Here is a 25,900-nt window from a genome sequence, read left to right as displayed (position 1 = left end):
AACACAAACGCCCCATGCCCGCCGATCCCGGTTTCATCCATCTGCGCGTCCATTCCGCCTATTCGCTGGCCGAAGGGGCCATCAAGGTCAAGGAACTGGTGAAGCTGTGCCGCAAGCACGGCTATCCGGCCGTGGCCGTGACGGATACGGGCAACCTGTTCGGCTGCCTGGAATTCGCCATGGCCGCGTCGGACGAGGGGGTGCAACCCATCATCGGCTGTCAGGTCTGGGTCACGCCCTTCGGCCCCATGAAGAAGGTCGGGGGGCGTCTGCTGGGGCCGGGGGCGGACCAGCTCGTACTGCTGGTGCAGGATGAGCAGGGCTATCGCAACCTGATGCGGCTGGTCTCCGTCGCGTTCATGCAGACCGAGCCGGGCCTGCTGCCGCAGGTCTCGCTGGAGGATATGGAGGGGCTGACCGACGGCCTGATCTGCCTGACCGGCGGGGTCGGCGGCGGTCTGAACCGGTTGCTGCTGGACGGGCAGAAGAGCCATGCCCTGGATCTGCTGGAACGGCTCAAGGCCCTGTTCCCCGGCCGGCTCTATATCGAACTGATGCGCCATGTGGAAGGTCCCCTGGCGCAGGCGGAAGGACGGGTGGAGCCTGATCTGGTCGATATGGCCTATGCCCACGACATTCCGCTGGTGGCCACCAACGACGCCTATTATGCGACGGCGGACATGTACGAGGCGCACGACGTGCTGCTGTGCATCGCCGACGGCGCCTATGTGATGCAGGAGGAGCGCCGCCGCGTCTCCCCCCACCATTATTTCAAGTCGCCGCAGGAGATGCGGGAACTGTTTGCCGACCTGCCCGAGGCGGTGGACAACAGCGTCGTGATCGCCCGGCGCTGCGCCTACATGCCGCGCAAGGTGAACCCCATCCTGCCGCCGTTCGCCAGCGCCAACGGGCGGGAGGAACCGGACGAGCTGCGCGCCCAGGCCCATGACGGGCTGACCTACCGCCTGAACAGATATGTCTTCGCCAGCACCATGGCAGCGGACGAGAAGGAGAAGATCGAGAAGGAATACCGGGCGCGCCTGGATTTCGAGCTGGATACCATCATCAAGATGAAGTTCCCCGGCTATTTCCTGATCGTGTCGGACTTCATCAAATGGGCCAAGGACCAGGGTATCCCGGTGGGGCCCGGCCGTGGCTCGGGCGCTGGTTCCCTTGTCGCCTGGTCGTTGCTGATCACCGACCTTGACCCCATCCGCTATGGCCTGCTGTTCGAACGCTTCCTGAACCCCGAGCGCGTATCGATGCCCGACTTCGACATTGATTTCTGCCAGGACCGGCGGGAAGAGGTGATCAAGTATGTGCAGGGCAAGTACGGCATCGACAAGGTCGGGCAGATCATCACCTTCGGAAAGCTGCAGGCCCGCGCCGTTGTGCGCGACGTGGGGCGCACCTTGCAGATGCCCTATGGCCAGGTGGACCGTATCTGCAAGCTGATCCCCAACAACCCGGCCAATCCCGTCACCTTGCAGCAGGCCCTGGACGGGGAACCCCAGTTGCAGGAGATGAAGCGCAGCGACGAGACGGTCGACCGCCTCATTTCCATCGCCCTGCGCCTGGAAGGCCTTTACCGCCATGCCTCCACCCATGCGGCGGGCGTGGTGATCGGTGACCGGCCGCTGGACCAGCTTGTGCCCATGTACCGCGACCCGCGATCCGACATGCCGGTCACCCAGTTCAACATGAAATATGTGGAACTGGCGGGCCTGGTGAAGTTCGACTTCCTGGGCTTGAAGACGCTGACCGTGCTGAAGACGGCGGTGGACCATGTCCGCGACCTGGGCCCGGAACTGGATCTTCTGGACCTGGATATGGAGGACAAGAAGTCCTACGACATCCTGGGGCGGGCGGAAAGTTCCGGTGTCTTCCAGCTTGAAAGCTCGGGCATGCGCGACGTGCTGCGCCGCATGAAGCCGAACCGGATCGAGGATATCATCGCGCTGGTGTCGCTCTACCGTCCCGGCCCGATGGACAATATCCCGAAATACATCAAGGTGAAGTTCGGGCAGGAGGCGCCCGATTACATGCACCCGGCCCTTCAGCCCATCCTGGAGGAAACCTTCGGCATCATGGTCTACCAGGAACAGGTGATGCAGATCGCCCAGGTCCTGGCCGGCTATTCCCTGGGCGGTGCCGACTTGCTGCGCCGTGCGATGGGCAAGAAGATCAAGGAGGAGATGGAGAAGGAGCGGGCCAAGTTCATCACAGGCTCGGCTGCGACCCTGGCCGTACCGGAGGAACAGTCGGGCCTGATCTTCGATCAGGTGAACAAGTTCGCGGGCTATGGCTTCAACAAGTCGCACGCCGCCGCCTATGCCCTGGTCGCCTATCAGACGGCGTTCATGAAGGCCAATTATCCGGTTGAGTTCATGGCCGCGACCATGACCTACGACATGGGCAATACCGACAAGCTGAACCAGTTCCGCCAGGAGCTGGTCCGGCTGGGCATCCGCCTGCTGCCGCCCGACGTCAATGCCTCCGGCCCCCGATTCAAGGTGGAGACGCTGGCCGATGGCGGCCGTGCCGTGCGCTATGCGCTGGCCGCCGTGAAGGGTGTCGGCATGCAGGCCATGGACGCCGTGGTCCGGGAACGGGAGGCCAATGGGCCCTTCAAGGACGTGTTCGATTTCGCCCGCCGCGTCGATGGCACCGTGCTGAACAAGCGCCTTCTGGAAAAGCTGGTCTGTGCCGGTGCCTTCGACAGCCTGTCCCGCAACCGGCAGCAATTGTTCGCCGGTCTGGAAACCGTGGTCCGTTACGCCCAGGCGGAGGCGCAGCAGCGCGACAGCGGCATGGCCAGCCTGTTCGGCGCCACCGACGCGATGAAGCCGCCCGACCTGCCGAAGGTGCCGGACTGGGACCCGCTGGAACGGCTGCGGCACGAGTTCGAGGCCATCGGCTTCTACCTGTCGGCCCACCCGCTGGACAGTTTCGCACCCGCCATGACCCGCATGCGCGTCGTGAAATTCTCCGATCTGGCGCGACAGGCGCGTGACGCCAAGTCCAGCCGCTTCAAGATGGCGGGCATCGTGGTCGCCCGGCAGGAACGCACGGCCAAGAGCGGTAACCGCTTCGCCTTCGTGACCCTTTCCGACGCCTCCGGCGTCTATGAGGTGACGCTGTTCGCCGAAACCCTGGCCCAGAGCCGGGAGATGCTGGAAGCGGGCAAGGCCGTTCTGTTGAGCGTGGATGTGCAGCGCAATGGCGAGGAGATGCGCCTGACCTGCCATGGCGTGCTGTCGCTGGAGGATGAGGTCTCCAAGAGTGCTGCGGGACTGCGCATCCTTCTGGACGATGTGAACGCCCTGCCATCCATCAAGACCACCATCGGCCGGCTGCCCGCGGGCCGGGGAAAGGTGACCCTGGCCGTGGAACTGGACGCGCTGCGGGAGGTGGATATCACCCTGCCGGGCGGTGTGATGATCAATGCCGCCAGCCGCGGGGCCTTCAAATCCATTCCCGGCGTGGTCGAGGTTCAGGAACTCTAGACATGGCGGTATGGTCCCGGCCGGTGACGGCGGCGCCACCGGCCGGTCATGCCTATGCGGCCTTGCTGTCCAGGCTGGCGATGATGCCGGCCAGCTTTGCCCGCGCCCCGTCGATGGCGGCGGCGCGCGCTTCCGGACCAAAGCCGATCTTCTCCGCATGCACGAAGGTCACGTCGGTGATGCCGGTGAAACCGAAAAGCTGGCGCAGATAGGGTTCCTGGAAATCGATGGCCTGGGCCGGGCCCTCGCTGTAGAGGCCGCCGCGCGCCTCGATCACGATGGCGCGCTTGCCGTCCAGCAGACCCTTCGGCCCCGCCTCGGTATAGCTGAAGGTCAGGCCGGCGCGCAGCACATGGTCGAACCAGGAACGCAGGACCGTGGGGACGCTGAAATTATACATGGGCACGCCCATCAGGATGATGTCGGCTGCCTTCAATTCGGCCACCAGCGTGTCGGACAATGTGCGGGTGGCCTTTTCCGTTTCCGTCACGGGTTCTCCGCGCACACCGGCCAGATTGGCCGTGGTGACGTGCGGGACCGGGGATGCGCCCAGATCGCGATGGATGATGCGCGCGCCGGGATGGGCTGCCAGCAGATCCCGCAGCGCGTCCTTCACCAGCAGGCCCGAAACGGAACTGTCACCGTTGGCTGAGCTTTCAATCACCAGGATGGTGGTCATTTTTCCAACCCCAAAAGTGGAAGATCACATGGGGTGGAAGGTGGCGCGGCAGCCATGGTCCCGGTAGAGGGATTGTCAGCGAAAGACTGTTGAGGAAAACGGGACAATGCTGCCGGGGCGCTCCTATGGCCCAATGGCATTGTATGTCCGGCGGCCGGGCGGCATCATGGCCCTTATATACCAAGTTGCGGTGAATTGAACTTACCGCAACTTAAAAGGAATGACAGGCGGGGTGGAGAGGATGGCAGAGCCGTGTGATCTGGATGCCGTGTCGCTGCTGGACGCCTATCGCCGCGGCGCCTTGTCGCCGGTGGAAGTGATGGCCAGCGTCCTGGACCGGATGGAACGGGCCGAACCCCTGCTGGCCGCGACCTGGGCCGCGACATCTGAGGATGCGATGGCGGAAGCCGGGGCGTCGGCGGCGCGCTGGCGGGCCGGCCGGCCCTGCGGCGTCCTGGACGGCGTGCCCGTGACGCTGAAGGAACTGATCGCGACGCGCGGCCTTCCCAAGCCCATGGGCACGGCCGCGGCGGACATGTCCCCGCAGCCGGCCGACGCGCCGCCCACCGCGCGGCTGCGGGAGGCGGGCGCCATCATCTTCGCCCGCACCACGGTGCCCGATTACGGCATGCTGTCGTCCGGTCTGTCCAGTTTCCACCGCCTGTCGCGCAACCCCTGGGATGTCACCCGCACGCCGGGCGGGTCCAGCGCGGGGGCGGGCAGCGCGGCGGCGGCCGGCTATGGGCCGCTGCATGTCGGAACCGATATCGGTGGATCGATCCGGCTGCCGGCGGGCTGGTGCGGCATATTCGGGCTGAAGCCCAGCAATGGCCGCATCCCCATCGATCCGCCCTATTATGGCCGGGTGGCCGGCCCCATGACGCGCACCGTGGCCGACGCGGCCTTGCTGATGGCGGTGCTGTCACAGCCGGACGGGCGGGACCACATGTCCCTGCCACCGGCCGATCTTCCCTGGCATGATCTGGATATCGATCTGCGCGGCCTGCGCATCGGGCTGATGCGGGATGCCGGCTGCGGTCTGGCGGTCGACCCGGCCGTGATGGAGGCCGTGACCGCCGCGGCTTCCGCCCTGGCCGACCAGGGCGCCATCGTGACGGAGGTGGGGCCTGTCATCACGCGCGACATGCTGGACGGGCTGGACCGGTTCTGGCGCACCCGTTTCCTGGCGGAAATGGAGGCGTTGCCGCCCGCACGGCAGGCGCTGATCCTGCCCTATATCCGCGCATGGGTGGGTGCTGCGCGGGATTACGGGCCGCTGGACGTCTATCACGGCATGGACCAGATGATGCGGATGAAGCTGGCGGCGCGTGATCTCTTCGGCGGGCTGGATTTCATCCTGTCGCCCACATCTCCCGTGCCGGCCTTTCCGGCAGAATGGGCCAGCCCGGTCAACGACCCGGCACGCCCTTTCGAGCATATCGCCTTCACCGTGGCCTGGAACATGTCGGAACATCCGGCCGCCTCCATCAATTGCGGCTATACTGCCGATGGGCTGCCCATCGGATTGCAGATCATCGGCCGGCGGTTCGATGATGTCGGGGTGCTGCGCCTCTCCCGCTTCTACGAGGCGGTGCGTCCCGCCGCCCGGCCCTGGCCCACACCCTGGCTGTAATGCCAGTTCCCGGTGAATACACCTTATCGGGACTTGGCCCGGCGGCGACTGCCGCAAGGGGACCCGGCTGACGGCCCCTCCTGATCGGTCGGCGCATCCTTGGGAGCGGGCCGGTTCCGCCCGGCGGAACGTCCAGCGGCATTGCCGCGTTACCCATCTGCCCGGCCTGCATCGTGTCTCACCCAGCCCCGGGTGGTTCCCTGGTTGATTTGTGGAGTTGTGGATGCCTCGCACGAAAGATGGTGAGGAGCAGTTGAACCAGGCGTTCGATCGGCTGGAGGAGGAATTGCCCTCGCCGGCGGCGCGCTTCCTGGAATGGCTGCGCAATCCCAAGGTTCGCTACATCCGTCTGTTCATCGGCTTTCTGCTGATCCTGGCCAGCTTCTTCTGGTTCTTGCCGGTCATCGGTCTGGAGTTGCTGCCTATCGGTCTTTTAATCATCGCCATAGACGTGCCGTTCCTGCAAAAGCCGATCGCATCTTTTGTGATGTGGGGGCTGCGGAAATGGGCGGCGCTGCGCGCCTGGTGGCGCCGGCGCAGGCGGAAGGGACGCTGAACCGGTGCGCCGCTTCCGTCCCGATACCGGTCAGCGCCGGTCGATGCGTACCAGCTTGCCCTCCGGTCCCGGCGCCTCGATCAGGGCATAAAGCCGGCCGTCGGGGCCTGTGGCCACGTCGCGGGTGCGGGGCAGCTCATCGACCAGCAGCCGTTCGGCCGCCACCACCGTCTCACCCTCCACATCCAGCCGCGCGATACCGCCGGCCAGCAGCCCGACGATCAGGTCCCCGCGCCAGAAGGGCAGGGCGCCGCCTTCGTAGAAGGTCATGCCGGCCAGGGCCAGCGACGGGGTGAAATACAGTTCCGGCTGGGCCATCCCCGTCTTTCCCGTCCCTTCGCCGATCTTCAGCCCCAGACCATAGGTGCGGCCATAGGTGATGACGGGCCAGCCGTAATTCACGCCGGGACGGATGATGTTGATCTCGTCCCCGCCCTGCGGCCCATGCTCGCTCTCCCAGATCAGGCCCGTGCCGGGCTGTACGGCCAATCCCTGCGGATTGCGGTTGCCATAACTGAACACCTCCGGCAGCGCGTCGGGCCGGCCCGCGAAAGGGTTGCCGGCCGGCACCGTGCCGTCACGGTTCAAGCGGAAGACCTTGCCCGCCGCATCCATCAGGTCCTGCGCCCGGTCCTGCTGGCCGCGTTCCCCGATGCTGAAATAGATGTGGCCATCCTTGTCGAACACGAAGCGGCTGCCGAAATGCAGGCCGCTATCCACCAGCGCCCCCCGATACAGCACCTTCATGTCCTTGAAGGCGGTGCCGTCATCGGTGAAGCGGGCGATGATCGTGCGATAACCCTTGCGCTGGTCGCGCGGCTTGGCATCGGCCCCGCCCTCCGCCTTCTCCACGAAGGACAGATAGACGTGCCGGTTTTCCGCATAGTCGGGGTCCAGCGCGATATCCAGCAGGCCGCCCTGTCGGTGTTCCTCGATGCGGGGCAGGCCGGCGATGGGGTCCGGCAGCAGCCTGCCATCCTTGATGATGCGGACCTGCCCCGTCCGCTCGGTCACCAGCATGCGGCCATCGGGCATGAAGGCGATGGCCCAGGGCGTATCCAGCCCTTCGGCGATCACGGTGACCTTCACGTCGTGCCGGGCCTTGGGGGCCGGATAGGTGGTGAATTCCTTCGGCGCGGCCATGGCGGTCGTGCTGGCCAGAAGGGTCAGGGCGGCGGCCAGGGCGGCGGAGCGCAGGGACATTGGCGGGCTTCTCCAGCAATCTTTCAGGGGTCGCCCCCAAGATGGGGGCGATGGCAACCGTTGCCAATCCCTTTCAAGGATATGAGACCGATCAGGGGTGGCCGGATCAGGGGCCGTCAGGCACGGGCGGGTCAGGGCTCGCCCTGGAAAATGCCGACCATGGGGGTGCCGCCCGCCACCTGCCGGGCGCGATACATGCCGGAGGTGTTGAAGGACCAGGCGACCTGACCGTCCGGTGTGACGGCGACGACACCGCCATCACCGCCCAGCGCCGTCAGGCGCGTGCCGACCACTTCGTCGGCGGCCTGTTGCAGGGACAGACCCTTCAAGGCGACCAGATCGCATATGGCGCGGGCCACGCCCAGACGGATGAAATATTCACCCGTGCCCGTGGCCGACACCGCGCAGGAAAGGTTGTTGGCATAGGTTCCGGCCCCGATGATCGGCACATCACCGACGCGGCCCCACAGCTTGGCCGTGGTGCCGCCCGTGGAGGTGCCGGCCGCGACATGGCCAGCGCGGTCCAGCACCACCACGCCCACCGTTCCGAATTTTCGATCGTCGAATGCCGGCGCGGCAGCGGTCGAAGCCGGCTCCGGTCCCACGCCCGCCGGGCGGGATGGCAGCGGCAGGCCCCTGTCGGCCAGCGTCTTCTTCAAGGATTGCCAGCGGCGCTCGGTGAAGAACCAGGCCGGATCGGCCTGTTCGACGCCCGCCTGCCGGCCGAACCGTTCCGCGCCGGCGCCGATCAGCATGACATGCGGACTTTTTTCCATGACGGCGCGGGCCAGGGTGATGGGGTTGCGCGTACCCGTGATGCCCGCCACGGCCCCGGCCTTCAGCGTGGCACCATCCATGATGGCGGCGTCCAGTTCGTTCCGGCCATCGGCCGTGAAGACGGCGCCGCGGCCGGCGTTGAACAGCGGATCATCCTCCAGCCCGCGTATCACGGCTTCCACCGCGTCGAGCGCACCGCCGCCCCGGTCCAGCACCGCGCTGCCCCTTTCCAAGGCGGCGTGCAGTGCGGCGCGGTAGGCCGCCTCCGTCTCCGGTCCCATGGTTTCCCGATCCATTACGCCGGCGCCGCCATGGATGGCCAGCGCCCAGGCGGGGCGGTCAGGTCCGGCCGTCCCCTGTTTCGCCTGGGTACAGCCTGTCAGGCTCAACCCCAGCAGCAGGACGGCGAGATGAACGGGCCAGCGGACGGGACGTTTCATGCCTTGCCTTCTCCCCTTGCACGGCACCGGCATGGATACCGGCCCATACCGGAACTGATAGCAATCCCGATCCGGTCGTGCCAGGGGAGAAGGAGGACATCAATCCTGCGGCACGCCCTGGGTTTCAGTCCTTATCAGGGGCTGTTCCTCATCGGTCGTGATGTCGCGGCCCCGTCGGTCGATCGGCGGCTGCGTTTCCTCGCGTCCTTGAAAAAGGCGGCCGGGTTTGGTCTTGAGGCCGGGCGGTGCCGTGGCCGCGTCCTCGGCCTTTGCGTCACGCAATGCCTCCAGGGCGCACTCCTCGCGCGCCTGTTCCAGGCATTCGTTCAGCACGCCTGGCTGGCGGCCCTTCATCTCCCACAATTCGAAGGCGCGGTCCCGCACCCGGCTTTCGTCGGTCATGGTTTCCCTCCTTTCGTGCATGGGTATTGATGAAACACCATATGCCACGAATTGTTCCCCGGCAGGGCCGGGGCAGGAGGTGTTCTGGTCAGGCGTTGATTTCCAGGATGACGGGCGTGTGGTCGGACGCCTTCTCCTTGCCGCGGGGGGCCTTGTCGATCTCACACCCCATCAGCCGGTCGGCGGCCTGGGGCGACAGCAGGAAATGGTCGATGCGCAGCCCGTTGTTCCGCGGCCAGGCGCCGGCCTGGTAATCCCAGAACGTGTAAGCGGGATGCCGGCCCGGATGCAGCGACCGGAACGCCTCGGTGTAGCCCAGTGCCAGGATCTCCTGGAACTTCAGCCGCGTTTCCTGCCGGAACAGGGCATCGTTGCGCCAGCCGACGGGGTCGTACACATCTTCCGGCGCGGGGATGACGTTGTAGTCGCCACCCAGCACGACGGGCGCGCCGGCTTCCAGAAGGCCCTTTGCATGCAGGCGCAGCCTTTCCATCCAGCGCAGCTTGTACCGGTACTTGTCGCTGTCGCCGTCGCCCGGCGGATTGCCGTTGGGCAGATAGAGGCTGGCGATGCGCACACCGCCGATCGTGCCTTCCACATAGCGGGCCTGCGGATCTTCCTCCTCATCCCCCGGCAGGCGGGTGAGGAGGTCGGTCACGGGTTGCCGTGACAGGATCGCCACGCCGTTATAGGCCTTCTGTCCCACGGCATGAACCTCGTACCCCAGTTCCACGAAGGCGGCGGCGGGAAAGGCCGCCGTTTCGCACTTGATCTCCTGAAACAGCACGACGTCGGGCGCGGCGGCGGTCAGCCATTCCGTGATGTTAGGCAGGCGGGCCTTGGCGGAGTTTACGTTCCAGGTGGCGATTTTCACGGGGGGGGCTGGCCTTCTGCTCGGGCGTTCGGACGGGATTACACCAAAGGTCAGATATTCTGACCTTTGGTTCAGCCGCTGGGATCAGACGGAAAAGGAGGTGCCGCAGCCGCAGGACGATGCGGCATTGGGATTGCCGACCTTGAAATAGCTGCCCATCAGATCCTCGACATAGTCCAGTTCGGCCCCGGCCAGCAGGTCCAGCGACACATCATCCACCACCAGCCGGGCGCCGGCATGGGTGAAGACATGGTCGTCCTCGTTCACCGTGACATCGAAATCGAAACCGTACTGGAAGCCCGAGCAGCCGCCGCCCGAGACGGACAGGCGCAGCATCTGGTCGGGATTGCCTTCCAGTGTGGCCAGCTTCACGATCCGGCGGGCCGCGCTGTCTGTCAGGGTCATGGCGCGGCCATCGGCCGGCGGGGGGGTGGCGCCATCGGGAATGGCTGTCGCGGTGGACATGGGGCAGGTTCCTGTCTGTTAACGGCTAGACAAACGCTTACACCCTATGTAAGCGGCGAGCGGGCCGACGTCAAAGCAGGCGTGCCCAGCGATGGAGACGTGGCGATGATGCATTGGCAATCCCTGTTGTCCCGGCAGCGCCTGGCAAAGCCCGGCATCAACCCGGAACTGCCCTATCGCAGCGCCTATGAGATCGATATCGACCGGATCACCTTTTCCACCAGCTTCCGGCGCCTGTCGGACAAGCAGCAGGTGCATGGCATCGGCGGGTCCGATTACGTGCGTTCCCGCCTGACCCATTCGATGGAGGCGGCGCGCGTCGGCCGCTCGCTTGGAAGCTGGGCGGGGGCAGAGATCATCAAGCGCTTCGGTCAGGATGCGGTCCCCGCCACGCCGGCCGATATCGGTAATGTCGTGGCTGCAGCGGCCCTGGCCCATGACCTTGGCACCCCCTGCTTTGCCCATACGGGGGAGGATATCATCTCCGACTGGTTCGAGGGCACGGTGCTGGGCCGGGAGATCCTGTCGGGCGTGGATGCGCAGCAGGCCAGCGAATTGTCAAATTTCGAAGGCAATGCCCAGGGATTCCGCGTCCTGACCCGCCTGCAGGGCTGGCGCGCGCAGGGCGGGCTGCAGCTCACCGCGGCCACCCTGGGCGCCTACAGCAAATATCCATGGTCGGCCCCCGCCTTCGCGGGCGAGGCGCGGCCGCACAAGCGCAAATACGGCTTCCTGGGCAGCGAGACCGAATTGATGGCGGAAGTGGCGGACGAATTGGGACTGGTTCCCATCGGCCGGGACGCCTGGTGCCGGCACCCGCTGGCCTATCTGGTGGAGGCGGCGGACGATGCCTGCTATTCGGTGGTGGATATCGAGGACGCGGTGAAGATGCGCATGCTGTCCTTCGATCAGGCAGAAGAACTGCTGGAACCGCTGATCGATTGGGACCGCGCGGAATATGAGGGGATCGAGGACGAGGACCGCCGCCTGATCTATCTGCGCGCCCGTGCCATCGACCGTCTGGTCAATGATGCCGCCGCCGCCTTCCTGGACAAGCTGCCGGATATCATGGAAGGACGGGCCGTCGGCCCGCTGCTGAACATGATCGAGCGGACCGACGCGCTGAAGGATATTTCCGAAGTCTCCTATACCCAGATCTATCGCGGCCAGCAGCGGTGCGAGACCGACATCGTCGCGGCCCGCACGGTGACGGCCCTGCTGGATGCCTATGGCGAGGCGCTGCTGGCGCGCGAAAAGGCGGGGCCGGACGCCGATCTGCCGCGGCGCTATGCGTCGTTGCTGGAGACAGTCCCCGGCATCCGGCAGATGCCCTATGACCGGGCAGGCTGGACCCGGTCGCTGCTGGACTATATCGCCGGCATGACCGACCGGTTCGCCATGCGCCAGGCGCAGTTGATCACCGGATAAGAGCAAAAGGCGGCTTTCGCCACATTCCCGCCCTTCATTTCTGCATGCTGTGCGGCAAATGGGTTCGGTGTAGGGTGCCCGCTCCGCTCCGGGGGGTGGGCGGCGCCAAGATGCCCGCCGCGTTTGTCCGGATGCGACCGAAAAGTTTGGAAGAATGAACGTTTTCAAGGACTTCGAAGGGACGATCCACGCCGCGCTGGACCAGATGGTCACAGCCGGCGATCTGCCGTCCGGGCTGGATTTCTCTCGAATCACGGTCGAGCCTCCGCGTGATGCCAGCCATGGCGACGTTTCCACCAATGCGGCCATGATCCTGGCCAAGCCGGCGGGCAAGCCGCCGCGTGTCATCGCAGAGGCGCTGGTGGCCCGGCTGAAGGATGCGCCGGCCGTGGTGCAGGCGGACATCGCGGGCCCCGGTTTCGTCAATCTGCGTATCGACGCCGGCTGGTGGCTGGTCCGCATGAAGGCCATCCTGACCCGGGGCGCGGCGTTCGGCAGTTCCGACAAGGGCGCCGGCCGGCCCGTGAATGTGGAATATGTTTCGGCCAATCCCACGGGTCCCATGCATGTCGGCCACACCCGCGGTGCCGTGGTCGGCGATGCGCTGGCCCGCCTGCTGGCCAAGGTCGGATACAAGGTCACGCAGGAATATTACATCAACGACGCGGGCGCGCAGGTCGATGTGCTGGCACGGTCGGCGCATCTGCGCTATCGCGAGGCGTTCGGCGAGACGATCGAAATTCCCGCCGGCCTTTATCCCGGCGACTATCTGGTTCCGGTGGGGCAGGCGCTGAAGGAACTGCACGGTGACAGGTACCTGAATGCCGAAGAGGCAGAGTGGCTGCCTGTTTTCCGGGAATTTGCCGTCGCCAGCATGATGGTCCGCATCAAGGAAGACCTGGCGCAGATGGGCGTGAAGCACGATGTCTTCTCGTCGGAGCGTGCGCTGGTCGATGCCGGTGCCGTCGATCTGGCCTTGAAGACGCTGGAGGCGCAGGGGCTGATCTATACGGGCGTGCTGGAACCGCCCAAGGGCAAGAAGCCCGACGATTGGGAGCCGCGCCCCCAGACGCTGTTCCGCGCCACCCGGTTTGGAGACGATGTGGATCGCCCGCTGAGGAAGTCGGACGGGTCCTATACTTACTTCGCCAACGACATCGCCTATCATTTCGACAAGTTCCGTCGCGGCGGCGGCGACCTGATCGATATTCTGGGTGCCGACCATGGCGGTTATGTAAAGCGCATGCAGGCCGCCGTGAAGGCCATCACCGGGGGCAAGGGCGCACTGGATGTCAAGATCAGCCAGCTTGTCAATCTGATGGATGACGGGCAGCCCGTGAAGATGTCGAAGCGCGCCGGCCGGTTCGTCACATTGCGCGATATCGTGGATGAGGTGGGGGCAGGGGTTGTCCGCTTCATCATGCTGACCCGCCGCAACGACCAGACGCTCGATTTCGACGTGACCAAGGTTACCGAACAATCGAAGGAAAACCCCGTCTTCTATGTGCAATACGCGCATGCGCGCTGCCATTCGGTGCTGCGCTACGCGGGGGAGACGGGGGCGGACCTGTCTCCCGCCGCGCTGGCCGGCGCCGATCTGTCACGCCTGACCGCGGAGGAGGAGGTTGCGATCGTGAAGCTGATGCTTGCCTTCCCGCGGCTGGTGGAATCGGCGGCCGATGCGCATGAACCCCATCGTGTGGCCTTTTATCTCTATGATCTGGCGTCCGCCTTCCATGGTTTGTGGAACAAGGGCAAGGATCAGGCCACGATGCGCTTTCTGATCGAAAGCGATGCAGACCTGACCCGCGCCCGTCTGGCGCTGGTTACCGCCGTGGCCCAGGTCATCGCCTGCGGCCTGGATATCCTGGGCGTCGAGCCCGTCACCGAAATGCGTTGAGGCGATCCGCCGATGACCTATTACGATGATGAGGAAGAGAACGGACAGCAGCAGCCCCGGCCGGCCCAACGGCCTGGTCAGCGGGGGGAGTTCCGCGCCGATCCTTCTTTCAGTCCGCGCGCCGGCTACCATCAGCCGCCGCCCGACGATGATGCCTATGCGCAGCCGCAGCCTGGCCAGCCCCAGGCCGAGCCTGATGCCTATGCCGATCCGGCTGCGCCCGGTTACCGCCAGTCCGCACCGCCGCCGCCGCCCGATCCCTACGGCGCCGATCCGCAGCAGCAGGCCTATGGCGGCTATGCCCAGGGTCCATCGGCCCAGCAGGCGCAGGATGCCTATTACCAGGACTATGAACAGCAGCATTACGGCCAGCATTCCCAGGGCGAGCCGCCCCGCCGCCGCAATCTGGTGAATATCGGCGTGTTCGCCGGGGCGATCCTCGTGTTCGGCGGTATCATCTTCTACGCCTATAATCAGGGCATGCGGGCCGGGACGGAAAGCGTGGCGCCCATCCTGCGCGCTGACGAGAACCCGACCAAGATCCGCCCCGACCAGCCCGGCGGCATGCAGGTGCCCCATCAGGACAAGCTGATCTATGACCGGCTGAACCCGTCGGGCAACCGCGCGCCGGGGGAGGTGGAACGGTTGTTGCCGCCGCCGGAAGCACCGATGGAGCGTCCGCGCGCGCAGGAAGCCTATCCGCCTGAACAGGCCATGCCCATGGCGGAGGAGGGGGAAAGCCAGGTGGCCAACGCACCGCCGTCGGAACCTGAGCCGACGCCCGCCCCGGTGCCACAGCCGGCCCCGACCTATGCCCCGCCCCAGACGGCACCGCAGCAGCAGCCGGCACAGCGCCCCCCCGCTCCGGCGCCGCAACCGGCCCAGCAGCAGGCGTCAGGTGCGCCGGTTCCCCTGACACCGCAGGCCACGGCCCCCGCGCCGCGGCCCGTGGCCCCGCCGCCTGCCGCCGCTGCACCGGCACCGGCACCGCGGCCGGCCGCCACGGGCAGCGTGCGTGTGCAGGTCGCCGCCGTGGATAGCGAGGCCAAGGCAACGGCCGAATGGCAGCGTCTTCAGAAGAAGTTCCCGGCTGAACTGGGCAGCCTGCCCATGCGCACGACGCGCGTGGAACTGCCCCGCGGCACCTTCTTCCGCATTCAGGCCGGTCCGATGGAAGAGGCGCAGGCCCGGCAGATTTGTGCTGCCCTGTCGGCACAGGGCGCCGGGTGCAGTCTTGTGCGCTGATATCGCCGCCCTGGTTCTGGGGTGCGAGGGGACGGCCCTGACGGCGGCGGAGCGGGATTTTTTCCGCGATGCCAACCCGTTGGGTTTCATCCTGTTTCGCCGCAATATCGACGATCCGGATCAGGTGCGGGGGCTGGTCGCCGATCTGCGTGACTGCGTTGGCCGGAAGGCACCTGTCCTGATCGACCAGGAAGGCGGGCGTGTGGCCCGTCTGCGGGGGCCGCACTGGCCGGAACTGCCCGCTGCCCGCGCGGTGGGGAACATTCCCGATGCTGCGGCCGCCATCCGGGCCGCCTGGCTGCATGGCCGGCTGCTGGCGGCCATGCTGGCCGATCTTGGCATCGATGTGGATTGCGCGCCCGTGGCCGACGTGCCCGTGCCGGGCGCCCATGATGTGATCGGTGACCGCGCCTTCGCCATGGAACCGTCCCGCGTGGCGGATATGGCCGGGGCACAGGCGGCCGGCCTGATGGCCGGTGGGGTGCTGCCCGTTGTCAAGCATCTGCCCGGTCACGGCCGGGCCTTCGCCGACAGCCATAAGGAACTGCCCGTCGTTGCGACCCCGCGGCCGACATTGGACGTCTGGGATTTCGCGCCCTTCAAGGCCCTGTCCGCCTTGCCGGCTGGCATGGTGGCCCATGTCGTTTTCAGCGACATCGACCCCGACCTGCCGGCCAGCGTGTCGCCGCACGTGATTACGTCGATCATCCGGGACCATATCGGTTTCGACGGGCTGTTGTTCAGCGATGACCTGTCGATGCAGGCCCTGTCCGGCACGGTCGGCCAGCGGGCCGCCGCCGTGCTGGCCGCCGGTTGCGACATTGCGTTGCATTGCAACGGCCAGATGGCGGAAATGCGCGACGTGGTGGATAATGCCCGTCCGATGGACGGGGCCGCCCAGCGCCGCTGGACCGTAGCGGCCGGTGCGATGGCGGTGCCGGCGGATAGGGTGGACATGGGTGCGCTGCGGGTGGAGCTGGACGGGCTTCTGTCCACGGGGCGCGCCGGGGAAGGGTAAGGAATGCCGGATTTCCAGGAAATCCTGTTCAAGCTGTCGATCATGGCGCTGCCCGCCCTGTTCGCCATCACCCTGCATGAGGTGGCGCACGGCTGGGCCGCCCTGAAGCTGGGCGACCGCACGGCGCAGATGCTGGGCCGGCTCAGCCTGAACCCCCTGCGCCATGTCGATCCCGTGGGCACCGTTCTGCTGCCCATGACGATGTTCATCTTCACCGGCTTCATGTTCGGCTGGGCGAAGCCGGTGCCGGTGGATGCCCGTAACCTGGCCAATCCCAAGCGGGACATGATGTGGGTGGCGCTGGCCGGTCCGGCCGTCAATTTCGTGCTGGCCTTCATATCGGCGCTGCTGCTGCATCTGGTGCCGATGACGCCGGACTTCATGTCTGACTGGCTGGCCAACAACCTTGTCGTCTCCATTCAGTTCAACATCCTGCTGGCGCTGTTCAACCTGATCCCGCTGCCGCCGCTGGATGGCGGCCGTGTTGCCGTGGGGCTGCTGCCCATGCGGCCGGCCATCGCGCTGGCGCGGCTGGAACGCTATGGCATCGGCATCCTGATGCTGGTCGTGTTCCTGATCCCGTTTGCCGCCAGCCATGCCGGATACAATTTCAATCCGCTGTTCATGGTGCTGGGGCCGGCCATGGAGAAGACGGTCCATTTCGTCCTGATGCTGGCCGGACTGACGTGAGCGATGCGTTCGACGCCGCCGCGCCGTCCCCGCCCGCCGGGGACGCGCTGCTGCTGGATATCGACGGGTTCGAAGGGCCCATCGATCTGCTTTTGACCCTGGCGCGGGAACAAAAGGTCGATCTGACCCGCGTTTCCATTCAGCAGCTTGCCGAACAGTTTCTGGCCTTCGTGGCGGAAGCCCGGCGGATGCGCCTGGAACTGGCGGCTGATTATCTGGTGATGGCGGCCTGGCTGGCCTATCTGAAGTCGCGCCTGCTACTGCCCGACCCGCAGCCGGAAGAACCATCGGCGGAGATGCTGGCCGCGGCCCTGACCCTGCGATTGCAGCGGCTGGAAGCGATGCAGGGGGCTGCGGCGCGCCTCCTGGCCCAGCCCCGCCTGGGCCGTGACCGCTTCGGGCGCGGCGCACCGGAGGACCTGCCCATTTTCGCCCGCCATCGGCATGATTTGTCGCTGTACGACCTGTTGAAGGCTTATGGCGATATCAGCGGCCGGCAGGCCCGCCAGTCGCCCTTCACCATTCCCGTGACGGACCTTTATTCGATCGAGGAGGCGGTGGCCCGGCTGGAAGCCATGCTGGGCCGTATCCCCGACTGGTCGTTTCTGTCCACCCTTTTGCCGGCCGGCTGGCGCGGGGATGGGGTCAAGGCGCGCTCCCTGCTGGCCAGCAGCTTCGTCGCGGCCCTGGAACTGGCGAAGGCCGGCCGGCTGGAACTGCGGCAGGACATGGCCTTCGCGCCCATCCAGTTGCGGGCGCGCGACCGGGAGAACGGAAAATGACGGATCTGTTCGGCGCCGACAATCAGTTGATCCGGCTGCTGGAAGCCATTCTGTTCGCCTCTGCCGAGCCCGTGTCGGAGGAGGCGCTGCAGGCGCGCATCGGCCCCACGCCCGTGCGGCCTCTGCTTCTGCAACTGGAAAATCTCTACCGGCACCGGGGCGTGAACCTGGTCGCCAGTGGCGGGCGCTGGGCCTTGCGGACCGCACCCGACCTGGGCGACCAGCTACGGACGGAGGTGGAGGTCTCGGCCAAGCTGTCGCGTGCCGCCGTGGAGACGCTGGCCATCATCGCCTATCACCAGCCCGTGACACGGGCGGAGATCGAGGCGATCCGTGGCGTGGCGACCAACAAGGGCACGCTGGACATTCTGATGGAAGCGGGCTGGGTGCGGCCAGGGCGGCGGCGGGAAACGCCGGGCCGGCCCTTGACCTGGGTGACGACCCCGCGCTTCCTTGATCATTTTGGACTGGAAACGCTGCGTGACCTGCCGGGGGTGGACGATTTGCGAGCGGCCGGCCTGCTGGACAAGGGTGCATCCATGCCCGTGCTGCCCGGACTGGCGGACCCGGAGGGGCAATAGCCGCCGCGTGATCCGGGCGGCGGGCTTACCGCCGGGCCGCCTTGCCCGCCCGCTTCGCACGGTACATGCCCATGTCGGCGCGCCGCATCACCTCTTCCTCCTGGTCGGTGGCGGCGAAGGCTTCGGCGCCGAAGCTGCCGCGCAGGGGCAGGCTCGTCATTTGCCACTGGCAGGACTGGGCGTTGAATTCGGCGGCCAGTGTCTCGGCACGGGCGAAGCCCTGTGCTCTATCCGTGCCCGTCAGCAATACGGCGAATTCATCGCCACCCAGCCGGGCGACGATGTCGTGCGCGCGCACCATATCCTTCAAGACCTGCCCCACCTGGCGCAGATACCAGTCACCGCACTGGTGTCCGTGGCTGTCATTGATGGATTTGAAACCGTCGAGGTCGATCATGACCAGCACGCCACCCACGCCGCTGCGGCGACCGGCGGCCAATTCACGCCGGAAGGCATCCATGAAGCCCCGGCGGTTCAGCAGGCCCGTCAACTCATCCGTGACAGAGAGGGTTTCCAGATGGTCGATCCGCTCCTGCTGCCGGGCGATCCGCGCCTCCGCTTCCCGCAGACGCATGATCGTATCCTGCAGAAGGAAGACATAGGCGTCGGCCGACATGGCCACGGGACCCAGGTCAACACCGGGTCCCATGCCGCCCATCATGTCACGGGCCATGCCATGCAGGCTGTTCTCCCGCGTGAGGCCGCCCATGCCGGGGGGGAGCGCCGCCCAGCGCGACCGGTCCTGTCCCGCATTGCGGGACATTGCAGTGGCCTGAATGGTGTCGAACGCGCTCATGGTCGGGTCCTTCCGCATGGGATGTCGGATCGACCCAACCGAAGCAATGGCTGTGCCAGCAATATATTTGTTATAATTCAATGTATTAAAGGAAATTGTCGTCCAGCCTGCTTGGGGAGGAAGGCAGGTTTTGCCGGGTCCTGCGGGCAGAAGCTGCCGCTAGACCAAAGGGGAAGCGAAAGGGCGTTGCGTCCCGGCCCTGCGCAGGCGCAAGATAAGGCGTCCGTCACGATCCAGGCCCGCCCCGCCGTGAATTTTCCCCTGTTCGTTCCGCGGTCCCGTTCCCGCTCCATCGCCAGCCGCGCCGCCGCACTGTTTTGTGCCGCCCTGCTGGCTTCAGTATCGATGCTGCCGGTCCAGGCGCGGACAACGGTGGATGTCGCCCCGCATCGGGCCACCTACAAGCTGCGGCTGGATCATGCACGCCTGCAAAGCGGCATTTCCGATGTCGAAGGCCAGATGAGCTTTTCCTGGAACGATGCCTGCGACGGCTGGACCATCGACCAGCGCTTCCAGGTCCGCTTCTCCTATCTGGAGGGAGAGGATGTGAACCTGGTCACCAACTATGCGACCTGGGAGGCGAAGGATGGTTCGGCCTACCGTTTCAATGTCCGCAAGCTGGTGAACGGGGAGGTGGATGAGGAGTTGAGCGGTGGAGCAACGCTTGACCAGACCGGTGGCGGCACCGTCACCTATGACAAGCCGGAAGCGCAATCCATCGATCTGAAGCCGGGCACCATGTTCCCCACGGCCCACACCCTGCGTGTCCTGCGCCAAGCGGGCACGGCGGACAATCTTTTTTCCGTCCCTGTGTTCGATGGGGCCGAAGCCGAAGGGGCCAGCCCCGTCAACACCATCGTCGGCAAGCTGCGCAGCCCCGCCGCGACGAAGGTGAAGGACGCGGACCTGCTGGCTGCCAGGGCGTGGCAGGTGTCCCTGGCCTTCTTCCCCGTCAATCCGGGCGAGGCGTTGCCGGATTATGAGACCAGCATGGTCTTGCAGGAAAACGGCGTGGTGCGTTCCATGCTGGTCGATTACGGCGATTTCCGCGTCTCCATGGAGTTGGAGACGCTGGAAAAGGCCATGAAGCCGCCCTGCTGACCGGCCCCACCGCCGCTTGATCCGACGCCGTTTCAAAGGTCCCTTCATGCCCCGCATTGCCTATGTCAATGGCCGCTATGTCCCGCATGGACAGGCGTCGGTCCATATCGAGGATCGTGGATTCCAGTTCGCCGACGGTGTTTACGAGGTGGTGACCATCGTTGCCGGGCGGCTGGCGGATGAACAGGGCCATCTGACACGGCTGGCGCGATCGCTGAAGGAACTGTCCATTCCCTGGCCCGTGAAGCCGCGTACCCTGCGCATGATCATCACCGAGATGGTCCGCCGGAACCGAGCGGTGAATGCGCAGCTTTACATCCAGATCACCCGTGGTGCCGCCCCGCGCGATTTCCGCTTTCCCGTCAACCCGGCTCCGACCCTGGTCATCACCTGCCGCCGCACCGCCTTTCAGCCGCCGGCCCTGCTGGACAAGGGGATCGCCGTGGTGACCATGCCGGACATCCGCTGGCAGCGGCGCGACATAAAGTCGGTGTCCCTGCTGCCGCAGGTAATGGGAAAGCAGAAGGCACACGAAGCCGGGGCGTTCGAGGGCTGGATGGTCGATGACGAGGGGCAGGTGACGGAGGGCTGTTCGTCGAATGCCTGGATCGTCACGGCCGACGGTGTGCTGGTGACACGCCAGCCGTCCAATGCCATCCTGAACGGCATCACGCGCCTTTCGATCCTGGAGGTCGCTCGCGAACAGGGGATCGGCTTCCAGGAGCGGCCCTTCACCGTGGCGGAGGCGCTGGCAGCGCGGGAGGCCTTCATCTCCAGCGCCACGACCTTTGCCCTGCCCGTGACACGCATCGACGGGCAGATGATCGGCGATGGCCGGCCGGGGCCGCTGGGCCGCCGCCTGCGCCGTGCCTATATGGATCATCTCGGGGTCGCCGACCCGCTGGTGGTGGCATGATGGCCGCGGACGATCCCATCCTGGCGGTGTCGGTACCGCCGTTCGACCGGCTGCCGCAGGCCATCCTGTTCGACTGGGACAATACGCTGGTTACCAACTGGCGCTGCATCCACGCTTCCATCAACGCCGCGCTGAAGGCCTTTTCCCTGCCCGAATGGACGCTGGAGGAAAGCTATGGCCGGGTCCGCCGGTCGCTGCGGGACAGTTTCCCGGAGATTTTCGGTCCCGAATGGCCAAAGGCCCGTGACATCTTCTATGCGCATTTCGAAGCGCACCATATGGACTATCTGGACGTGATGCCGGGTGCGGAGGACATGCTGCGTGATCTGCATGCGCGGGGCATCCGCCTGGCTGTCGTCTCCAACAAGACGGGCCGCTTCCTGCGGGCGGAGGCACTGGCCCTGGGCTGGGCGCCGCTTTTCGATGCGCTGGTCGGCGCCAATGATGCAGCGGCCGACAAGCCGGACCCGGCACCGGTCGCCCTGGCCCTGGCACCCAGCGGAATCACGCCAGGCACGCATGTCTGGTTCGTGGGCGACGCGGATGTCGACATGGAGATCGCGCACCGCACCGGCCTGACGCCCGTTCTGGTGGGCGATACACCGCATGTCGATGATGGTTTGGGGCGTTTTCCCCCCGCCATAAGTCTGAACGGATGTGCAGCGATTTCATCCTTGGTAAAGCGGATTGCTGCTACCATATCGCAGGATATTCGCGTGTCTGGCTGAACGGCCGGATGTCGGATATCCTGTGCAAACTTGGGCCCCCGTCGGATGGGATGCCCCAATAACCCGAGCAAAAGCGAGGCTGCTCCAATGTCAGAAAAATCCCAGAACGTTCAGGACGTGTTCTTGAACCATGTCCGAAAGAGCAAGACACCGGTGACCGTGTTCCTGGTCAACGGCGTGAAGCTGCAGGGCATCATCACCTGGTTCGACAATTTCTCCGTCCTGCTGCGTCGGGACGCCCATTCGCAGCTTGTCTACAAGCATGCCATTTCCACCGTGATGCCGGCGCATCCGATCCAGTTGTTCGACCCGCCGGCCAAGGAGGCTGACCACGACTGAGTTGAGTGATAGCGAACGGCGCGGGACACCCACCCGCGCCTTCGTCCTGCATCCGGTCCTGCCCGAGGACCGGAACGACGCGCGCGAGCCGGAGGCTCGCCTGGATGAGGCGGTGGGGCTTGCCGCCGCCATCGAGCTTGACGTCGTCGCCGCCCGCACCATCCGCGTGACCCGCCCGCGTCCGGCCACCCTTCTGGGGGGCGGCGCGGTGGAGGAGGTGGCTGCCCTGATCGAGGAGGGGGACATCGGTCTGGTCATCGTCGACCATCCGCTTTCCCCCATCCAGCAGCGCAACCTGGAGCGCGATTGGAAGACGAAGGTCATCGACCGGACCGGCCTGATTCTGGAGATTTTCGGCAAGCGTGCCCGCACGCGCGAAGGCCAGCTTCAGGTGGAACTGGCGGCGCTGACCTATCAGCGGTCCCGGCTGGTCCGGTCATGGACACACCTTGAACGCCAGCGTGGCGGTTTCGGCTTTCTGGGTGGTCCCGGCGAAAGCCAGATCGAAATGGATCGCCGCCTGATCAGCGACCGGATCGTCAAGCTGAAAGGCGAACTGGAGGAGGTGCGCCGCACCCGTGGCCTGCACCGCAAGGCGCGGGAAAAGGTGCCTTATCCCGTGGTGGCGCTTGTCGGCTATACCAATGCGGGCAAGTCCACGCTTTTCAACCGCATGGCCGGTGCGGATGTCTTTGCCAAGGACCTGCTGTTCGCCACGCTGGACCCCACCATGCGGTCGATCATGCTGCCGTCCAACCGCAAGATCATCCTGTCCGACACGGTGGGCTTCATTTCCGACCTGCCGCACGGGCTCGTGGAGGCGTTCCGCGCCACCTTGGAAGAGGTCATGGCCGCCGACATCATCCTGCATGTCCGCGACGTGTCCCATCCCGATACGGAGGCCCAGCGGGCCGATGTGGAGGGGGTGCTGAAGGATCTGGGCATCGACGCCCAGACCGATGGCCGCGTCATGGAGGTGCTGAACAAGCTGGACCGCCTGCCGGAAGAAGATCGGCAGACCCTGCTGCGCCAGGCCCGGCGGACGGGCGGCATCGCCATCTCCGCATTGACCGGGGCCGGCATCGATACGCTGTTCGACGCCATCGACCGCCGCATGGTGGCCGGGCGGGAAGTGGTGGAGATCGATATCGACGTTGCCGACGGTGCCGCAATCGCCTGGCTCTATGGGAAGGGGGAGGTGCTGCACCGGGAAGATGATGAGACCAGCGCGCATCTGCGCGTGGGTCTGGACCCGGCCGATCTGGCCCGATTCCTGGGCCGCTTCCCCTATCGGGCGAAGGAACAGGCGCTGGCATCATGATCCTGCCCGATCCGGACAAGGTGGCCGCCATCCTGCGGGAGGTGGCGGCGGCAGAGATCGTGCCGCGGTTTCGGACCCTGGCGGCGGGCGATATCCGCGAGAAGGGGCCGGGTGACCTTGTCACCGTGGCGGACGAGGCGGCCGAGCGGCTGCTGACCGCCCGCCTGACCGATCTTCTGCCCGGATCACTGGTGGTGGGGGAGGAGGCGGCCGCCGCCGACCCCGCCATCCTGTCCCGCCTTTCCATGGGTTCCGACCCCGTCTGGATCATCGATCCCGTGGACGGCACCTATAATTTCGCCCATGGCAGGCCGGTTTTCGCCGTTCTGCTGGCCCTGGCGGTGGGGGGGCGGACATTGGCCGGCTGGATCTATGATCCGATGGGTAAGCGCATGGCCATCGCACAGGCGGGTGAAGGTGCCTGGATGGCGGGCAAGCGGCTGCGCGCCCTGCCGGGGGCGCCGCTGCCGGACCTGCGCGGTTCACTGTCCACCAAATTCTTCGATCCGGGGGAACGTGCCCGGATCGAAGCCCTTCGCCCCCTGTTCGCCGGCACCTACCGGCTGTTCTGCGCCGGTCATGAATATCTCAATCTGGTCACGGGGCAGGGGCAGTTCGCCCTTTACAACCGCACCATGCCCTGGGATCACGCTGCCGGTGCCCTGGCCTTCGCGGAGGCGGGCGGCCATGTTGCCCGCTGGGATGGCAGCCCCTATGGGCCGGCTGATGTGACGGGTGGCATCCTGCTGGCACCCGACCCGCAAACCTGGACGGATCTGCATGCGTTGATTTTTCCGCCTGCCGGGGCGGGGTGAACGCTTCCGTCGCTTGCCGCACTGCGGTATGTCAGTGGCGGAGACGTGATCGAGACAGCGACGGAATCCACGCCGCGTGAACGCAAAGCCCAAGGCCCCCCGATCCCCCCGCCCCGCGCGTGAGGTGGAGATCAAGCTTCTGGCCGACCCGGCCGATCTGCCGCGCATCGCCGCGCTGGCCTTCGTGCGCGACAGGCTGGTCAGCCAGGCTGATCCCGTGCGCCAGCACACGACCTATTACGACACGCCGGGGCTGGTGCTGGCCCGGCGCGGTCTTGCCCTGCGCCTGCGCCGGCAGGGCATGAAGCGGGAGCAATCCATCAAGACCCTGGCCAGCGGAGAGGGGGCCGATGGTGCCGGCATCGCCGTGCGCCGGGAATGGCTGTGGCAGGTGGAGGGTGACGGGCTGGATGCCGACCTGTTGCGCCGGGGCGATCTGGCCGAACTGCTGCCGGCCGACCTGCCGGACCAACTGGTGCCGCTGTTCGCCACCGATGTGCAGCGCACGGCCCTGCTGCTGCGCGTCGGGGCGGAGGGGCGGGTCGAACTGGCACTGGACCTGGGTCAGGCACAGGTCATGGCGCCTGACGGCACCCCATCGGCCCGCCTGACCATCAGCGAGGTGGAACTGGAACTGATCCAGGGACAGGTGGCGGACCTGTTCCGCCTGGCCGCGGAAATCCATGGTCGCATCCCGTTGCGCCTGTCCACGCGCAGCAAGGCCGATCAGGGTCTGGCCTTGCTGACGGGGGCGCAGCCGCGGGCCCATCCCGTGCGCCCGCTGGGCATCTCTCCCATCACGACCGTGACGGAGGCTTTCCGCCATATCGGCCGCAACGGCTTGGCCCACCTGCTGGATAACCAGCCCGCCTTCAGCGACGGCATGGGCGATGCTGCTGCCTTGCGGGAGATGGCATCGGCCGTGCGCCGGTTGAACACGGGCTATGGCCTGTTCGCCGACCTGATCCATACCGACCAGGGTGATGAACTGCGTGACAGGCTGCGCCGTCTTGGCCGTCGGCTGGAACGGGCGCGGGACTGGCAGAAGGTGGCGGTCGCCCTGACAGAATTGCCGCCGGAAACCCGGCGCGGTGCCGTGGGTGCCGTCTCGACGGCACGGGCCAAGGCGCTGGACAAGGCGCTGAACCTGCTGGAGGCGCCGAACTGGACGGGCTGGCAGCTTGATTTCGCGGCCTGGCTGGAAGGCGGTGACTGGGCGGCCCAACCGCATGGCTGTCCCTTCGGCACGACGCTGGCCGAAATTGCCGGCGATATGCTGCGAGTGCGGCTGGATAAGGTGCGCTCGGCCGGGCTTCCCGACGATGTTGATACGGCGGTAAAGGCGCACAAGCGCTTGCGCAAGCTGCGCTACGCGCTGGATTTCTGCCGCGCCGTCTGGCCGCCGGAGCGGGTGGCGCCGTTGCTGCGCGCGGTGGAGGCGCTGCGTGATCCGTTGAAGCAGGTGGCCGATGATATGAAAGCGGCGGAAATGCTGGACGAAATCGGCCAGGAGGGACCGGCGCTGGCACTGCGCAAGCGCGCTGCCAGCGCATTGAAACCCTTGCCGCCGCTGTGGACAACCTTCATCAACGCTGGCACCGGTCTGTCCGCCGCCTGACGGGTCTGCGGTTTTGATAAGGGGGCTTTCCCCGTCTCCCTTGCCTGAACGGGCCGGTGAGTGTCAAATTGACACCGGTTACCGATG

General features: G+C 66.1%; 24 protein-coding genes. 17 read left to right on the top strand and 7 right to left on the bottom strand.

What is annotated here, in order from left to right; genetic code table 11:
- Positions 1-14 precede the first annotated feature (14 nt).
- On the top strand, positions 15-3,506 hold the full coding sequence (gene dnaE, locus ABC728_RS24135) for a DNA polymerase III subunit alpha (RefSeq protein WP_416620026.1): 3,492 nt from the start codon (positions 15-17) through the stop codon (positions 3,504-3,506).
- A gap of 52 nt (positions 3,507-3,558) precedes the next feature.
- On the opposite strand, the gene ABC728_RS24130 is transcribed toward dnaE, so the two are convergent.
- Positions 3,559-4,185, bottom strand: a complete 627-nt coding sequence (locus ABC728_RS24130; RefSeq protein ID WP_416620025.1) for an FMN-dependent NADH-azoreductase — start codon at positions 4,183-4,185, stop codon at positions 3,559-3,561.
- Positions 4,186-4,426: 241 nt separating this feature from the next.
- Here ABC728_RS24130 and ABC728_RS24125 point away from each other — a divergent pair, with 241 nt between their 5' ends.
- Both ABC728_RS24125 and ABC728_RS24120 read left to right on the top strand, forming a co-directional pair.
- Entirely contained in the window at positions 4,427-5,818 is a 1,392-nt protein-coding gene (locus ABC728_RS24125; protein ID WP_416620024.1) for an amidase, read from the top strand.
- Between the two features lie 253 nt (positions 5,819-6,071).
- A complete protein-coding gene (locus ABC728_RS24120) occupies positions 6,072-6,374 on the top strand; it encodes a hypothetical protein (protein WP_416620023.1) in 303 nt (100 codons plus the stop codon).
- A gap of 30 nt (positions 6,375-6,404) precedes the next feature.
- Here the strand turns inward: ABC728_RS24120 and ABC728_RS24115 are convergent, their stop codons facing one another.
- The 5 genes from ABC728_RS24115 to erpA all read right to left on the bottom strand — a co-directional run bounded on the left by ABC728_RS24115 (position 6,405) and on the right by erpA (position 10,535).
- The gene (locus tag ABC728_RS24115; RefSeq protein WP_416620022.1) at positions 6,405-7,577 is read right to left on the bottom strand and encodes a PQQ-dependent sugar dehydrogenase; all 1,173 of its coding nucleotides are present in this window, start codon (positions 7,575-7,577) and stop codon (positions 6,405-6,407) included.
- Between the two features lie 131 nt (positions 7,578-7,708).
- On the bottom strand, positions 7,709-8,794 hold the full coding sequence (locus ABC728_RS24110; protein ID WP_416620021.1) for an isoaspartyl peptidase/L-asparaginase family protein: 1,086 nt from the start codon (positions 8,792-8,794) through the stop codon (positions 7,709-7,711).
- 99 nt (positions 8,795-8,893) lie between these two features.
- Positions 8,894-9,196, bottom strand: coding sequence for a hypothetical protein (locus tag ABC728_RS24105; RefSeq protein ID WP_416620020.1), 303 nt, complete (start codon positions 9,194-9,196; stop codon positions 8,894-8,896).
- Between the two features lie 88 nt (positions 9,197-9,284).
- Complete coding sequence (locus ABC728_RS24100) at positions 9,285-10,070, bottom strand: exodeoxyribonuclease III (protein WP_416620019.1); 786 nt, start codon at positions 10,068-10,070, stop codon at positions 9,285-9,287.
- An 84-nt stretch (positions 10,071-10,154) separates the two neighbouring features.
- Positions 10,155-10,535, bottom strand: a complete 381-nt coding sequence (erpA, locus tag ABC728_RS24095; protein WP_416620018.1) for an iron-sulfur cluster insertion protein ErpA — start codon at positions 10,533-10,535, stop codon at positions 10,155-10,157.
- Between the two features lie 105 nt (positions 10,536-10,640).
- Here erpA and dgt point away from each other — a divergent pair, with 105 nt between their 5' ends.
- From dgt to scpB, 7 genes are all read left to right on the top strand, one after another.
- Positions 10,641-11,963 (top strand): dGTP triphosphohydrolase, encoded by a 1,323-nt coding sequence (gene dgt, locus ABC728_RS24090; RefSeq protein WP_416620017.1) that lies wholly within the window; start codon positions 10,641-10,643, stop codon positions 11,961-11,963.
- A 154-nt stretch (positions 11,964-12,117) separates the two neighbouring features.
- A complete protein-coding gene (gene argS / locus ABC728_RS24085; protein WP_416620016.1) occupies positions 12,118-13,863 on the top strand; it encodes an arginine--tRNA ligase in 1,746 nt (581 codons plus the stop codon).
- A 12-nt stretch (positions 13,864-13,875) separates the two neighbouring features.
- Complete coding sequence (locus ABC728_RS24080) at positions 13,876-15,108, top strand: SPOR domain-containing protein (protein ID WP_416620015.1); 1,233 nt, start codon at positions 13,876-13,878, stop codon at positions 15,106-15,108.
- On the top strand, positions 15,098-16,126 hold the full coding sequence (gene nagZ, locus ABC728_RS24075; RefSeq protein WP_416620014.1) for a beta-N-acetylhexosaminidase: 1,029 nt from the start codon (positions 15,098-15,100) through the stop codon (positions 16,124-16,126). The genes ABC728_RS24080 and nagZ overlap by 11 nt, the downstream gene beginning before the upstream one ends.
- Before the next feature lie 3 nt (positions 16,127-16,129).
- Positions 16,130-16,816 carry a site-2 protease family protein gene (locus tag ABC728_RS24070; protein WP_416620013.1) on the top strand — a complete coding sequence of 229 codons (687 nt, stop codon included), beginning with the start codon at positions 16,130-16,132 and terminating at the stop codon, positions 16,814-16,816.
- Positions 16,813-17,598 carry a segregation and condensation protein A gene (locus ABC728_RS24065; protein WP_416620012.1) on the top strand — a complete coding sequence of 262 codons (786 nt, stop codon included), beginning with the start codon at positions 16,813-16,815 and terminating at the stop codon, positions 17,596-17,598. Before ABC728_RS24070 ends, ABC728_RS24065 begins: the two co-directional genes overlap by 4 nt.
- The gene (gene scpB, locus ABC728_RS24060; RefSeq protein WP_416620011.1) at positions 17,595-18,179 is read left to right on the top strand and encodes an SMC-Scp complex subunit ScpB; all 585 of its coding nucleotides are present in this window, start codon (positions 17,595-17,597) and stop codon (positions 18,177-18,179) included. Before ABC728_RS24065 ends, scpB begins: the two co-directional genes overlap by 4 nt.
- 25 nt (positions 18,180-18,204) lie before the next feature.
- On the opposite strand, the gene ABC728_RS24055 is transcribed toward scpB, so the two are convergent.
- The gene (locus ABC728_RS24055; RefSeq protein WP_416620010.1) at positions 18,205-18,975 is read right to left on the bottom strand and encodes a GGDEF domain-containing protein; all 771 of its coding nucleotides are present in this window, start codon (positions 18,973-18,975) and stop codon (positions 18,205-18,207) included.
- A gap of 186 nt (positions 18,976-19,161) precedes the next feature.
- Between ABC728_RS24055 and ABC728_RS24050 the strand changes: the two genes are divergently transcribed.
- From ABC728_RS24050 to ABC728_RS24020, 7 genes are all read left to right on the top strand, one after another.
- Complete coding sequence (locus tag ABC728_RS24050) at positions 19,162-20,076, top strand: cell envelope integrity EipB family protein (RefSeq protein ID WP_416620009.1); 915 nt, start codon at positions 19,162-19,164, stop codon at positions 20,074-20,076.
- Between the two features lie 46 nt (positions 20,077-20,122).
- The gene (locus ABC728_RS24045) at positions 20,123-20,992 is read left to right on the top strand and encodes a D-amino-acid transaminase (protein WP_416620008.1); all 870 of its coding nucleotides are present in this window, start codon (positions 20,123-20,125) and stop codon (positions 20,990-20,992) included.
- Positions 20,989-21,720 carry an HAD family hydrolase gene (locus tag ABC728_RS24040; protein WP_416620007.1) on the top strand — a complete coding sequence of 244 codons (732 nt, stop codon included), beginning with the start codon at positions 20,989-20,991 and terminating at the stop codon, positions 21,718-21,720. The genes ABC728_RS24045 and ABC728_RS24040 overlap by 4 nt, the downstream gene beginning before the upstream one ends.
- An 87-nt stretch (positions 21,721-21,807) precedes the next feature.
- Positions 21,808-22,059 carry an RNA chaperone Hfq gene (hfq, locus tag ABC728_RS24035; protein WP_416620006.1) on the top strand — a complete coding sequence of 84 codons (252 nt, stop codon included), beginning with the start codon at positions 21,808-21,810 and terminating at the stop codon, positions 22,057-22,059.
- Between the two features lies 1 nt (position 22,060).
- Positions 22,061-23,380, top strand: coding sequence for a GTPase HflX (hflX, locus tag ABC728_RS24030; RefSeq protein WP_416620005.1), 1,320 nt, complete (start codon positions 22,061-22,063; stop codon positions 23,378-23,380).
- Positions 23,377-24,195: an inositol monophosphatase family protein gene (locus tag ABC728_RS24025; RefSeq protein ID WP_416620004.1), complete on the top strand. Its 819-nt coding sequence runs from the start codon at positions 23,377-23,379 to the stop codon at positions 24,193-24,195. Before hflX ends, ABC728_RS24025 begins: the two co-directional genes overlap by 4 nt.
- 76 nt (positions 24,196-24,271) lie before the next feature.
- Positions 24,272-25,813 carry a CYTH and CHAD domain-containing protein gene (locus tag ABC728_RS24020; RefSeq protein WP_416620003.1) on the top strand — a complete coding sequence of 514 codons (1,542 nt, stop codon included), beginning with the start codon at positions 24,272-24,274 and terminating at the stop codon, positions 25,811-25,813.
- Positions 25,814-25,900 lie beyond the last annotated feature (87 nt).

It is taken from the genome of Niveispirillum fermenti, assembly GCF_052474395.1.
The sequence above is the reverse complement of the archived record's forward strand: the minus strand, read 5'-3'. Positions and strand labels throughout refer to the sequence as shown.